Annotated in this window: 11 protein-coding genes; 4 read left to right on the top strand and 7 right to left on the bottom strand. The window is 69.3% G+C overall.

Annotated features, from left to right (window positions below; translation table 11 throughout):
- On the top strand, nt 1–900 hold the full coding sequence (locus AC3FMM_RS17665; protein ID WP_115712836.1) for a LysR family transcriptional regulator: 900 nt from the start codon (nt 1–3) through the stop codon (nt 898–900).
- 29 nt (nt 901–929) lie between these two features.
- Here AC3FMM_RS17665 and AC3FMM_RS17660 read toward each other — a convergent pair whose 3' ends face one another.
- Genes AC3FMM_RS17660 through AC3FMM_RS17645 form a run of 4 tightly spaced genes read right to left on the bottom strand, consistent with a single transcriptional unit; the run spans nt 930 to nt 5179 of the window.
- Nucleotides 930–1901: a CobW family GTP-binding protein gene (locus tag AC3FMM_RS17660; protein ID WP_326347215.1), complete on the bottom strand. Its 972-nt coding sequence runs from the start codon at nt 1899–1901 to the stop codon at nt 930–932.
- Nucleotides 1898–3553 (bottom strand): amidohydrolase, encoded by a 1656-nt coding sequence (locus AC3FMM_RS17655; protein ID WP_488687184.1) that lies wholly within the window; start codon nt 3551–3553, stop codon nt 1898–1900. Before AC3FMM_RS17655 ends, AC3FMM_RS17660 begins: the two co-directional genes overlap by 4 nt.
- 24 nt (nt 3554–3577) lie before the next feature.
- Nucleotides 3578–4960 carry a sodium:solute symporter family protein gene (locus AC3FMM_RS17650; protein ID WP_115712831.1) on the bottom strand — a complete coding sequence of 461 codons (1383 nt, stop codon included), beginning with the start codon at nt 4958–4960 and terminating at the stop codon, nt 3578–3580.
- A 12-nt stretch (nt 4961–4972) separates the two neighbouring features.
- On the bottom strand, nt 4973–5179 hold the full coding sequence (locus tag AC3FMM_RS17645) for a DUF3311 domain-containing protein (protein ID WP_111521179.1): 207 nt from the start codon (nt 5177–5179) through the stop codon (nt 4973–4975).
- Nucleotides 5180–5334: 155 nt separating this feature from the next.
- On the opposite strand from AC3FMM_RS17645, the gene AC3FMM_RS17640 reads away from it, so the two are divergent.
- A complete protein-coding gene (locus tag AC3FMM_RS17640) occupies nt 5335–6270 on the top strand; it encodes a LysR family transcriptional regulator (protein ID WP_115712829.1) in 936 nt (311 codons plus the stop codon).
- Nucleotides 6271–6322: 52 nt separating this feature from the next.
- The gene (locus AC3FMM_RS17635) at nt 6323–7360 is read left to right on the top strand and encodes a LacI family DNA-binding transcriptional regulator (RefSeq protein WP_115712828.1); all 1038 of its coding nucleotides are present in this window, start codon (nt 6323–6325) and stop codon (nt 7358–7360) included.
- Here AC3FMM_RS17635 and AC3FMM_RS17630 read toward each other — a convergent pair.
- Genes AC3FMM_RS17630 through AC3FMM_RS17620 form a run of 3 tightly spaced genes read right to left on the bottom strand, consistent with a single transcriptional unit; the run spans nt 7357 to nt 10890 of the window.
- Nucleotides 7357–8064, bottom strand: a complete 708-nt coding sequence (locus tag AC3FMM_RS17630) for a sulfite exporter TauE/SafE family protein (protein ID WP_115712826.1) — start codon at nt 8062–8064, stop codon at nt 7357–7359. The two genes, AC3FMM_RS17635 and AC3FMM_RS17630, sit on opposite strands and share 4 nt — an antisense overlap.
- Before the next feature lie 2 nt (nt 8065–8066).
- Nucleotides 8067–9515, bottom strand: coding sequence for an amidohydrolase family protein (locus AC3FMM_RS17625; RefSeq protein ID WP_488687183.1), 1449 nt, complete (start codon nt 9513–9515; stop codon nt 8067–8069).
- Nucleotides 9516–9534: 19 nt separating this feature from the next.
- Nucleotides 9535–10890, bottom strand: coding sequence for a uracil-xanthine permease family protein (locus AC3FMM_RS17620; protein ID WP_116314670.1), 1356 nt, complete (start codon nt 10888–10890; stop codon nt 9535–9537).
- A gap of 302 nt (nt 10891–11192) precedes the next feature.
- Here AC3FMM_RS17620 and sorA point away from each other — a divergent pair, with 302 nt between their 5' ends.
- Nucleotides 11193–12455 carry a SorA family sulfite dehydrogenase catalytic subunit gene (sorA, locus tag AC3FMM_RS17615; RefSeq protein ID WP_116314671.1) on the top strand — a complete coding sequence of 421 codons (1263 nt, stop codon included), beginning with the start codon at nt 11193–11195 and terminating at the stop codon, nt 12453–12455.
- Nucleotides 12456–12461: the final 6 nt, after the last annotated feature.

Raw genomic sequence — 12461 nt, 5'->3', positions numbered from 1 at the left:
GTGGACCGCTTCGATTCCCTGCAACTGTTCACCCGCATCGTCGAATTGGGCAGCTTCAGCCACGCCGCCGCCGCGCTCGACATCCCGCGCGCCACTGCCACCCATGCCATCAAGGCGCTCGAGACGCGGCTCGGGGTCCGGCTGCTCGAACGCACGACGCGGCAGGTCAGGCCGACACTCGACGGCCAGGCGTTCTACGAGCGCTGCGTCCACCTGCTGGCTGAACTCGACGACGCCGAGTCGTCTCTGCAGCACGTGGCGGCGAATCCGCGCGGGGTGTTGCGTGTCGACATGCACGGGACCCACGCAACGAAGATCGTGCTGGCGCGAATCGACGAATTCCGGGAGCGGTATCCGCGCATCGATCTGGTGGTATCCGGCGGCGACCGGCTGGTGGATCTGGTAAGGGAAGGCGTCGATTGCGTCATCCGCGCGGGCACGCCGCGGGATTCTTCACTGGTGGCGCGGCGCCTGGCGCTCATGCCGCAGGTAGTGTGCGCCAGTCCCGCCTACCTGAAAGCATTCGGCACGCCGCAACATCCCGACCAGCTCTCCCGGCACGAAGTCGTGAAATTCTTCTCGCGTAGCGGCGCGGCCGGCTATCCGCTGGAGCTGCACGTCAATGGGCAACTCCAGGCCTTTTCACTGGGAGGGTGGATGTCCGTCAATGATGCCGAGAACTATGTCACCGCCGCCCTGCGCGGCTGCGGACTGATCCAGGTGCCGCGCTTCCACGTCGACGACGCCTTGCGCGAGGGGCTACTCGTCGAGGTACTGAGCGACTGGCCCAGCCCGGACCTGCCGGTGTCGGCACTGTATCCGCATCACAGGCAGCTGTCTCCGCGCGTGCGCGTGTTCGTCGACTGGCTGGTGGCTCTTTATGCGGAGGCGTTTGGATAGTGCGAGTTCCATGCCTGACGTCTTCTGTCTCAGGCCAGTGCAGACTCCATGCTGGCGGAAATGGCATCCGCTCCCGCGGCATCGAAGGCGCCGATGAAGACCAGCGCGGAGTCGCTGAATTCGCCGAATCCACCGAAATCGCCGGCTTCGCCGTGCGGCATGGACCGCATCCGCATCCTGCCCCCGACCACGTGTACCTCGTGCAGCCGCGGATCGGCCGCCAGCCTGACCAGGCCCTTCGCGCGCAGCAGCCGCACGGGCAGCTTCAACAGTGCCTGTCGCAGCCGCGCCTTGTCGAAGGCGCGGCCGGTCCGGTAGGCGATGCTACGGATGCCGGCATGTAGCGCAGGCCGGTGCCAGCCGGCATGCGACTGCAGCACGCCGGTGCCGGCCGGTGTCGGCATGGCTGCGTCGATAAAGACTGACAAAGGCAGCTCGCCATCGCACGCTTCCAGCACCGTGGCGCGCGGCGCAAGCGTACCGACGGTCCTGTTCGTTGCCGCAGCGCCACCGGCAGCGCACAGGTCGGTCTTGGTCAGCGCCACCACCGATGCTCCCGCGATCTGCTGCCGCACCATCTCGCCGACCAGCGGGTCGCCCAGGCTGTCGTGCACGGCCGCGGCATCCACCGCCACCAGCACCGCGTTGAGCCGGAACGCCGGATCGAGCAGGCCGATCTGCGCGATGCGCTGCGGGTCCGACACGCCGCTGGCCTCGATCACCAGCAGATCGGGCCGCGCGTCGCGGTCGGCGATTGCCAGCATGGCCTCGGCCAGCCGGCCACCGATGGAACAGCACACGCAACCATTCTCCAGCTGGATCACATCGTCGCTGCGCGTGCGGATCAGCGCGGCGTCGATATTGATCTCGCCGAAGTCGTTCACCAGCACGGCAATGCGCAGCCCTTGCGCATTGGCCAGCAACCGGTTCAGCAGCGTGGTCTTGCCCGCGCCGAGGTAGCCGCCGACGACCACCAGCGGAATCGGAAGCCGGGCGCTCATCGCGCAGGCGCCTCGAACACGCGGCCGCCCAGCACCGTGCCCCACACCCGCACGTCCTTGAGCCGCGCCGGATCCACGCTGGCGGGATCGTCTTCCAGCACGGCAAAGTCGGCCAGCTTCCCGGGCGCGATGCTGCCGATGCGATGGTCGAGCCCAAGCGTGTAAGCCGCGCCCATCGTGACCGCGTGGAGCGCGTCCGCCACCGTCAGCCGCTCGGCTTCGCCCATGTCGCGGCCCGAGGCGCTCTGGCGCTGCACCGCGCACCAGGCAGTGAAGAGCGGGTTCAGCGGCGTGATCGGCGCATCGGAATGGATCGCGAACGGGATGCCGAGGCGCCGCGCGGTGCCTGCCGGGTTCATGCGCGCGGCACGTGCCGGGCCCACGGTCTGCGTGGCATGGGCATCGCCCCAGTAGTAGAGGTGGTTGGCGAAGAAGTTGATGCACAGCCCGAGGCGCTTCGCCCGCGCCAGCTGCGCCGCATCGGCCAGCTGGCAGTGCTGCAAGGTGTGGCGATGGTCGGCGCGCGGATGGCGCGCCAGCAGCGCTTCCAGCGTGTCGAGCACGACCTCGGTGGCTTCGTCGCCGTTGGTGTGGATATGCAGCGGCAGGCCGGCCAGGTGGAACGGCGTGAACGCGTCCAGCAGTTGCTCGGGCGGGATCAGCCACAAGCCGTTGGGCTGGCCGCCGGCGTAGCCAGGTGCGCGCAGCCGCGCGGTAAAGCCCTGGATCGAGCCGTCGACGATGAACTTGACCGGACCGAAGTGGAGCTTGTCGGAGCCAGCGGCGACGGCCTGCTGTACGCGTGCGGGCCCGCCCTGTGCGTCGCGCTGCGGCGCGAAGGCGGGCACCATGCGCAGCGGGAAGCCGTCATCCGACGTCACCGCGCGCAGTGTTTCCAGGCCCCTGGCCGACAAGTCGTTGACCAGGTCCGTAGCGGTGGTCACGCCCGCCAGCTGTGCCACGCGCCCGAAGCGGCGCACCGCCTCCGCGTCCTCCGCCGCAGCCAGCGACAGGCCGCGGCCGATTACGCGCTGCACCGGGAACATCGCCGCGAACTCCTGCAGCTCGCCGGTGGGCTTGCCGCCCGCATCCTTGTGCACGCCGTCGATGTCGGTGTCTTCGTCGATGCCGGCCCGCGCCAGCATCGGCGAATTGACGTTCATCAGATGCACGCTGGCATGCATCACCACCACCGGCCGCGTCGTCGATACGCGATCCAGCTCTCGCACCGACAGCCGTGCGGTGCCGAAGTAGATCGGGTCGAAACCCCACGCCAGCAGCGGCGTGTCGGGGTCTTTCAACTTGCTGGCCGCATCGGCAAGGCGCCCGATGACTTCGTCCAGCGTGCGCAGCCCGCGCCAAAGCCTGCCATCGGGGTCGCGGCGGTCGAAGTAGCCGACGTAGACCGCGTCCCACATCGCGCCTTCCATCAGGTGGCAGTGGCCTTCGACCATGCCGGGCATCAGCACCTTGTCGCGGAAGGTGTCGACTACCACCGCGTCGGGCCATGGCGCCATTTCCGCAGCGCCGCCGACTGCAAGGATCTGGCCATTGCGTGCCGCGACATGAGTCGCTTCCGGCTGCGCCGCTTCCATCGTGAGGATCTTGCGCGCCACGAATACCTGCGTGCGCGCCGTGTCGTTATGGGTCATCGCTTGTTGCATGAGTCGCAAGGATCAGGCCGGCTGCACGCGTGCCAGGCGCGGCGCGTAGTTCGCCACCACGGTCACCAGCAGGTTGACCGCAAGGCTGACCAGGCCGAGGTTGATGCCGCCGAAATCGGCCTGCTGCGCGTACAGCGCGATCGCCAGCCCCTGCCCGCTCAGGATGCCGAGCGCGATCGCCATCGGTCGCACCTTCAGCGAGAACAGGATCACGATGACGCCGGGAAAGAACTGCGTCACGCCGTAGTAGGTGGTGTTGATCAGCGTCAGCATCAGGTTGGGCGTGGCCAGCGTCATCGCAATCGACAACACCAGGTACACCACGATCACCACCTTGGCGCCCTGCTTCTGGCGCTGCTCGGGCATGCCCGGCAGCAGGTTGCGCGTGACGATCGGGCCGATCGCCAGGCAGATGCCGGCCAGCACCAGCAGCCCCGACAGCGCGGCGCCCGCGGTCACCAGGCCGAGCAGCCAGTCCGGCAGCAAGCGCACCGCCGCCGCGAAGAAGGCTTCATTGGGCGAGGCCAGCTGCAGGTTCTGGCTGATCGCGTAGTACGACGCCAGCACCAGGAACGGGTACATCAGCATATACAGCGGCATCGCCACCTGCGTGCGGCGGATGGTGTTGGCGCTCCTGGCTGTGAAGAAGTTCTGCACCGCGAACGGCATCACGTAGAAGCCCAGCGCCTGGAACAGCATGGTGCTCATCGAGAAGCGCAGCTGCGTGTCGCTCATCTGGTTGCTGACCTGCAGGCTGGCGGCATGGAAGACATCGCCCACGCCGGCCTTCCAGCCGACCGCGACGCCGGTGGCGACGATCGCCACCACCATCAGGATGTCTTTCAGGATGGCGATGTAGGCCGACGCACGCACGCCGGAGATGGCGATGTAGGTGAAGGCCAGCGCCGCCGAGATCAGCACCAGGTAGACGGGATCGAACTCCCAGCCCAGCCCCTTGAGCGCCGCCACCAGTCCGGTGAACTGCAACTGGCCCCAGGGCAGCAGGAACAGGATCGAAGAGCCCGCCACGATCAGTTCCAGCGCACGGCTGCCGTAGTGGCCCTTGAACAGGTCCGGCAGCGTGATCGCGTTGTAGCGCGCGCCGGCCTGCCAGATCTTCGGCCCGAGGAAATAGCCGAGCGGGTAAGCCAGCAGGATGTAGCCGAGGAACCAGACGCCATACGTCGGGCCCTTGGCATAGATGCCGCCGGGAAAGCCCACCATGGTGCCGATGCTGTAGATCTCGCCGGCCGCGAGGAAAAACACCAGGTAGGCGCCGAACTGCCGCGAGGCGACGAAGAAGTCATGCACGCTCTGCGCACCGTGGCCCTTCTTCGAGCGGATGGCGAGATAGAGCGAGAAGACGATAAAGCCAAGGAATACCGCTGTGGTCATGGCTGCTCTCCCTCACGCTTCATGCGCCGCGTCGGCGGCATGGCGGTCGTACAGCAGCCAGCACGCCAGCATGCAGCCCGACGTCAGGACGAACCAGGCAAAGATCCAGGCGTAGATAAAGGGCACGCCGAGCACGAAGCGCTCGACGGTCGCCACCCAGGGCAGCAGCCCGATGACGCCGATGTATGGCAGGCCGAGGCCGATAAACAGCTTGAGCATGATGTCTCCGGTTTCCGTTGGACGGTGGATGGCGGGCGCCGTGTGTGTGCTGTCACCGGGCCGCTCTTGTGTTCCGGTCATCATAGGGAGCGCCGATGTATGATTCAAATGCAAATATCGAACCGCTCCCATAACTGACACGCATGGGATTCCGCATGGACACCCAGAAACTTCTGCACCTGCTTGCCATCGTCGAGCACGGCACCTTTTCCGAAGCCGCACGCGCCGTGCACCTGACCCAACCGGCGCTGAGCCGCAGTATCCGCGCGCTGGAGCACGAGCTGAAGGCGCCGCTGTTCGACCGCGGCGCGCGGCGCGCGCGCCTGACAGTGTTCGGCGAACTGGTGGCCGACCGCGCGCGCCGCATGCGGCTGGAAGAACGCCAGCTGCGCCGCGACCTGGAGCTGCTGCGCGGGGGCGAGGAAGGCTCGCTGACGATCGGCGTGGCGCCCGCGCCTGCCGCGCTGCTGCTGACGCCGTTCCTGATCCACATGGCGCAGGCGCACCCGCGCATCAAGGTGCGCACCGAGACCGGCGCTACCAGCGCGCTGCTCGACGCGCTGCGGCGCGAGACCATCGACGCCATCGTCGGCGACGCCTACGTGCTGCGCGCCGCCGACGACATCGAGCTGGAGCCGCTGGGCGAGCTGCCCGCCGGGCTGGTGTGCCGCGCCGGCCATCCGATCCTGCGCAAGCGCCGCATCGATATCGAGACGATCCGCGCCTACCCGGTGGCGACCACCACGCTCAGCACCATCGTCAGCCGCCAGCTGGCCGAGCTATGGGGCCCCGAGGCCGCACCCGACAAGCTCTTCACCCTGCACTGCGACAACCTCGACATGCTGCGCAGCGTGACGCTGGCCACCGACACCCTGCTGTTCGGCGTGTTGTCCATCACCCGGCAGGAACGAGCCGCGGGGCTGATGGCGGAAGTGCCGATGCCACCCGACCCGCGCCGGTGCGGCCGCTACGGCATCGCGCGCATGGCCGCGCGCTCGCTGTCGCCGGCGCTCGAGACGCTCTACGCCTTCACGCGCGAGCACTGGAAGGAATTGTCGTCGGCGCCGGCCAGGCAGGGCGCTCGCCGCTGACCGCCCATGTCCGCTGATGTATGCTCCGGCTGATTCCCAGCTCAAACCCGGCATGACCGATTCCACGCCCGACCGCCCCCGCCGCCTCACCATCCACGACGTCGCCCGCGCCGCCGGCGTGTCGCTGACCACGGTCTCGCACGCGCTGAACGACCGCGGCGTGCTGGACCCGGCCACGCGCGCGCGCGTCAAGCGCGTGGCCGCGGAGCTGGGCTACCGGCCCAGCGTGCGCGCGCAGCGGCTGCAGTCGGGGCGCGCCAACTGCATTGCGCTGCTGTCGTCGATGCCGTTCGCGGTGGCGGGCGGCACCTCGCGGCTGGGCTTCATGATGGAGGTGGCGGCGATCGCCGCCGAGGCGGCCATGGGGCGCGGCCTGGGCGTGGTGCTGGTGCCGCCGCTCGAAGGCGCCGGCGGGCTGCTCGATACGCTCGATATCGACGGTGCCATCGTGATCGAGCCGATTGCCGGCGACCCGCATATCGCGCGGCTGCGCGAGCGCGGCGTCAGCATCGTGTCGATCGGGCGCGAGCCGCTGACCGAGACCCCGGTGCCTTGCGTGGACCTGCAGTCCGCCGCGACCGCGCGCCTGCTGCTGGAACACCTGCACGGCCATGGGCGGCGCCGGATCGGCCTGATGATCGGCGCGGCGCCGCGGCAGTCGTATGTCGAAACGGAACGCGCCTACCGCGAGTTCACGCAGGCGCTGGGGCTGCCCTGCCATGTCGTCAAGGCGGCCGAGGAACATGGCGAAGCCGCGGGCGCCGAGGCCTGCGCGCAACTGCTGGCGCAGATGCCGGGCCTGGATGCGCTGTGCGCGCCGGTGGACGCCTTCGCGGTCGGCGCCATGGCGCACCTGCAAGGGCTGGGCAAGCGCGTGCCCGACGATGTGCTGGTGGTGACGCGCTACGACGGCATCCGCGCGCGCAGCGCGCAGCCGCCGCTGACCGCGGTCAACCTGCACCTGGAACGGGTCGCGTCGCTGGCGGTGGAACTGCTGTTCGCGCACCTGTCGGGCGAGCGCGGCCGCAATGTGATTGCCGGCCCCGCGCCCGAACTGGTGGTGCGGGCCTCGTCCACGCCGGAAGACTAGCCGCGCAACAGCACCACCGCGCCGGACACCAGCGCGAACACCAGCACGCCGATGCGCAGCATGCGCTGGTTGATGCGCTTGTGCACCAGGTGGCTGGCGACCATGCCGACGCCGAGCACCGGCAGCAGGCCGGCGGCGTAGAACACCTGCTCCATGCCGAGCCGGCCGCCCAGCGCCAGCACCACCAGCGAGATCACCTCGCCCACCAGGAAGCACAGCGCCACGGTGGCGCGCAGCGTCGCCACCGGCGCGTGCTGGTAGGCCAGCGCCAGCGGCGGGCCGCCCACGCCGGTGGCGGTCTCGGTCACGCCGGTGATCAGGCCGGTGGAGGCAAAGGTCAGCCGCCCCGGCGAGAACGCCGGCGCCAGCAACGACACCACCGCCGCGGCGATGGTGCTGCCGCCGACCAGCGCGTTGAGCCACGCCATCGGCATCGCCACCAGCACCCACAGGCCGCCGAAGGTGCCGGCCACGCGTCCGGCGCTGATCCAGCCGGCCCCGCGCATATCGATGGCGTGGCGCTCGCGCCAGGCCACGTAGGCGTTGAGCGGCAGCATCGCCAGCAGCAGCGCGCCCGGCAGCATCGCCGGCGCGGCCAGCGCCAGCACCGGCACCACGATCAGCGCAAAGCCCATGCCGGTGGCGCCCTGGACCAGCGCACCGGTAAACACGGCCACGCCGACGCTGAACAAGGTCATGTCCATGCTCATGCCGCCCCCGAGCCGGCATGGCGGGCGCGGTGCACGTCCGCGGCGTCATGCAGCTTGCGGATCGGCGCGCCGGCAACGGTGTGCCCGGCCATGGCATGGATGTCGCGCATCAGCGCGCGCGCGTCCCAGTCGGTGGGCCAGCCCTGCCACAGGCGCAGGTTGCCGTCGACGAAGACCGCGCGGATCTGGTCGCGGTTGGCCAGCCGCACCAGCTCCCAGGTCAGGTCCCACGACGGCGTCAGTTCCGGCACGTCGAGGTCGACCAGCAGGAAGTCGGCGCGCTTGCCGGCGGCGATCTCGCCGGTGAGCGCGCCCAGCCCGGCCACGTCGGCCGCGTCGTGCGTGGCCATGTCGACCCAGCGCCAGCCCGCGCCGCAGGACGAGTCGCCCACGCCGATGCCGAAGGCAAAGCGCTGCGCGGCCTCGGCATAGTCCAGCAGGCGGAAGCCGTCGCTGCGGGTGCCGTCGGTGCCCAGGCCGAGGCGCACGCCGAAGGTGGCCATGGTCTCGGCGGGCGCCACCGCGTTGCCCTTCCAGGCGCTGGCGACGGGGTTGTAAGCCACCGCGGCGCCGCTGTCGGCCAGCAGCCGGATCTCCTGCGGCGTCACCAGCGTGGCGTGCGCCAGCAAGGCGGCCGGCCCGAGTGCGCCGATCGCGGCGAGGTGCTCGATCGGCCGGCGCCCGCACGCGTTGAGCGAGCGCTCCACCGCCACCAGGTGCTCGTTGGCATGGGTCTGGAAGATGCGGCCGGACTCGGCGCACAGCTGGTAGACGTGATGCAGCATCGCGTCCGAGGCCACCTCGGGGATCGAGATCGCCAGCGACGGCGCCACCAGCGCATCGCCGGCGTAGCGGTCCAGGTGCGCGGCGGCGCGGCGCAGGATGGGCGCGGCGTCGAGCGTTTCGGCGCCGGGCTTGTCGTTGCAGATCAGCCCCAGCACGCAGCGCACGCCGGCATCGCTGACCGCGCGCGCGACCGCGTCCAGCCCGGCGTCGCTGCGCGTGCCGGCGTCGACCACGGTGGTAAAGCCGCCACGCAGCGCTTCCAGCGCCGCCAGCTTGGACGACAGGTACAGGTGCTCCGCCTTCAGGCTGCCCTCCAGCGGCACCCACACGCGCCGGAAGATCTCCGACGGCTCGCCGAACACCAGCGACTTGCCGAACGACTGCGTCAGGTGGTGATGGGTGTCGATCATGCCGGGCATCAGCAGCATGCGCGGCAGCGGCTGGGTCTCCAGATGCGGAAAGCGCGCGGCGACGTCTTCGGCGGGGCCGACCGCGGTGAAGCGGCCGCCCTCCACCACCACCGCGTGGCCGCGCACCGCGCCCTGGCGCAGCAGGGTCCATTCCGGCAGCAGGATGCGCTGGCGCTGGAAGCTTTCAGGCGCCAGCGCCGGGTTGAGGTCGCCGGGCCAGGCCGACGTGGAGGCATAAGGTTCAGTCATGGCAATGCAGTAGGCGGGGTCAGTGCGTGGCGGCGGCATCGTCGCGAGCGATCGCGCCCGTATCAGCCGTCGCGCTCCGCAGACCCGTATGGAAAAACAGGAAGTTGAGCAGCGCCGCGGTGATGGCGCCCATCGCCACGCCATTGCCCACCAGGATGCGCAGGTTGGCCGGCAGGCCGCCATAGATGCCCGGCACCAGGATCGGCAGCAAGCCCACGGCCAGCGCCACCGCCACCACGTACATGTTGGCGTGGTCGCGCAGATCCACCTTGCGCAGCATGTCGATGCCCATGGTGCCGACGATGCAGAACACCACCAGCCCGGTGCCGCCGACCACGGCTTCGGGAATCGCGCTGATCAGCGCCGACACCGGCACCAGCAGCCCGAACGCCACCAGGATCGCGCCCGACATCGCCGTGACAAAGCGCGAGCGCACGCCGGTGGCCCGCACGATGCCGATGTTCTCGCCGCTGGTGATGATCAGCGAGGTGCCGAACATCCCGCCCAGCAGCGAGGTCAGCGCGTCGGCGCGGATGGTGCGCGGCACGTCGCGCTGCTGGTCCACCGGCCGGCCCACGGCATCGCTGATCGCCAGGGTCTGGCCGGTGGCCTCGACCATCGAGATCACGGCGAACACCATTAGCGGAATCGCGGCCACCACGTCGAAGGTGGGCCAGCCGAACGGCAACGGCGTGGGCAACGCCAGCACCGGCGACATCGACACCTGGCCAAGGTGGAACGCGCCGGCCAGCCCAGCTACCAGCGCACCGCCCAGCAGGCCGAGCAGGATCGCCAGCTGCGCCAGCATGCCGCTCAGCCAGCGCGACGCCGCCACGGTGCAGGCAATGGTGGCAAAGGCCAGCAGCAGGTTGAGCGGATCCACCGCGCTGCCCGCGGCCGGATGGCCGGCGACCAGCTTGCCCGAGACCTGCGCCAGGTTGATCGCCACCAGCAGCAGCATGGTGCCCACCACCACCGGCGGGAAGTAGCGCAGGCAGCGCCGGAACACCGGCAGCACCAGGAAGTAGAAGACGCCGGTCAGGATCACCGCGCCGGCGGCGGTCTGCACGTCGGTCTGCTGCGCGATCAGGATGAACAGCACGATCGGCGCGCCGCCGGGCAGCATCACGAACGGCAGGCGCGCGCCGATGCCGCGCTTGCCCAGCGACTGCAGCAGCGTGCCCAGGCCGCAGATCACGAAGGTGGCGCTGAGCAGCTGCACCGCCAGCGCGGGCGGGAAGTTGAGCGCCTTGCTCATCAGGAAGACCGACGCGATCGGCGACGCGGCCATGACCAGTACGTGCTGAAGGCCGAAGACAAACAGGCGCCGCCATGGCAGCCGTTCATCCACCGGCGCGGGGGCGGGGTGGGACATTGCTTTGCTCCTCGTTTGGTGTGTCGGGCGTTGTGCCGGTGGCGCTTCGGCCCCTGGCTGCGTCTGTGCGCAATTCGCCGCAGATATTATCGATTTCCGCTAACAAAAACGTTTTGGTAAGTGTAGGGAAACCCAATTTGCGATGCAAGCGGTTTTGTCGGCGAAGCAGCCGTGGTCTTCCCCTATATCGAATAAATCGATAACGGCTAGCAGCAAAACCCGTTTCACAAGTTGATGGCGTGGCGTCAAAGTACCCGCCACAGCGCCTTGCGCGCCACAACACGCCCCGAAGGAGACGCCCCATGCGAGACAAGAACCGTCCGGCGCAATCTGCCGACCACGACCGGCCGCTATCCAGGCGGCGCCGTTTGGTGCAGGGCGCCGGCCTGCTGGCGCTGGGTGCATCGCCGCTGGGCGCGCTGGCCGCACGCGCGACCGACGGCGTCACACTGGCCGACGGCCCGCGCCCGCTGGTGCGCTATCCGGGCAAGCGCCCGCTGGTTCGCGTGAGCACCCGGCCGCCGCACCTGGAGACGCCCTTCTCCGCCTTCAACGAGGGGCCGATCACCGCCAACGACGCCTTCTTCGTGCGCTACCACCTGGCCAACCTGCCGCTGTCGGTGGACCTGGCCACCTACCGCCTCAGCGTTGGCGGCCACGTCGGCAAGCCGCTGCAGCTGTCGCTCGATGAACTGAAGCGGCTGGCCGAACCGGTGCACGTGGTCGCGGTCAACCAATGCTCGGGCAATAGCCGCGGCTTTTCCGAGCCGCGCGTGTTCGGCGCGCAGCTGGCCAACGGCGCGATGGGCAATGCGCGCTGGACCGGCGTGCCGCTGCGCAAGGTGCTCGAGCATGCGGGCGTCAAGGCCGGGGCCAGGGTGGTCACCTTCAATGGCATGGATACGCCCGTCTTGCCGGGCACGCCGGACTTCCGCAAGTCGCTCGATATCGCCCACGCGATGAACGGCGAGCCGCTGCTGGCGTGGGGCATGAATGGCGAAGACCTGCCGCTGCTCAACGGCTACCCGCTCAAGCTGGTGGTGCCGGGCTACTTCGGCACCTACTGGATCAAGCACCTGCACGAGATCGAGGTGCTCGACCACCCGTTCGAGGGCCATGATGCGTTCTTCATGACCAAGGGCTACCGCGTGCCGGACAACGATTGCCAGTGCGTGGCCCCGGGCACGCCGGCGGCCAAGACGCGGCCGATCTCGACGCTGGCCGTGCGCAGCTTTATCACCAGCGTCGAGAGCGGCGGCAGGTTGCCGGCCGGCCGCGCCGTCGAACTGAAGGGCATTGCCTTCGACGGCGGCTCCGGCATCCGCACGGTCGAGGTGTCGGTCGACGGCGGGCAGAACTGGCAGGCCGCGAAGCTGGGCGAAGACCTGGGCCGGTTCTCGTTCCGCGCCTGGCACTTGCCGGTGAAGTTCGCGCGCAAGGGCCCGGCGGTGCTGATGGTGCGCGCCACCAGCAACAACGGCGAGACCCAGCCGGCAAAAGCCAACTGGAACCCCGCCGGCTATCGCCGCAATGTCATCGAAGCCACGCCGGTCACCATCGCCTGAGGAACG

This window comes from Cupriavidus sp. 207A1, assembly GCF_057798955.1.
The sequence above is the reverse complement of the archived record's forward strand: the minus strand, read 5'-3'. Positions and strand labels throughout refer to the sequence as shown.

Bases quoted from the DNA above. Each gene is read 5' to 3' on its own strand.
- AC3FMM_RS17660 (WP_326347215.1), bottom strand. From the start codon at position 1,901: ATGAGCGCCCGGCTTCCGATTCCGCTGGTGGTCGTCGGCGGCTACCTC.
- AC3FMM_RS17655 (WP_488687184.1), bottom strand. From the start codon at position 3,553: ATGACCCATAACGACACGGCGCGCACGCAGGTATTCGTGGCGCGCAAG.
- AC3FMM_RS17650 (WP_115712831.1), bottom strand. From the start codon at position 4,960: ATGACCACAGCGGTATTCCTTGGCTTTATCGTCTTCTCGCTCTATCTC.
- AC3FMM_RS17645 (WP_111521179.1), bottom strand. From the start codon at position 5,179: ATGCTCAAGCTGTTTATCGGCCTCGGCCTGCCATACATCGGCGTCATC.
- AC3FMM_RS17640 (WP_115712829.1), top strand. From the start codon at position 5,335: ATGGACACCCAGAAACTTCTGCACCTGCTTGCCATCGTCGAGCACGGC.
- AC3FMM_RS17635 (WP_115712828.1), top strand. From the start codon at position 6,323: ATGACCGATTCCACGCCCGACCGCCCCCGCCGCCTCACCATCCACGAC.
- AC3FMM_RS17630 (WP_115712826.1), bottom strand. From the start codon at position 8,064: ATGGACATGACCTTGTTCAGCGTCGGCGTGGCCGTGTTTACCGGTGCG.
- AC3FMM_RS17625 (WP_488687183.1), bottom strand. From the start codon at position 9,515: ATGACTGAACCTTATGCCTCCACGTCGGCCTGGCCCGGCGACCTCAAC.
- AC3FMM_RS17620 (WP_116314670.1), bottom strand. From the start codon at position 10,890: ATGTCCCACCCCGCCCCCGCGCCGGTGGATGAACGGCTGCCATGGCGG.
- sorA (WP_116314671.1), top strand. From the start codon at position 11,193: ATGCGAGACAAGAACCGTCCGGCGCAATCTGCCGACCACGACCGGCCG.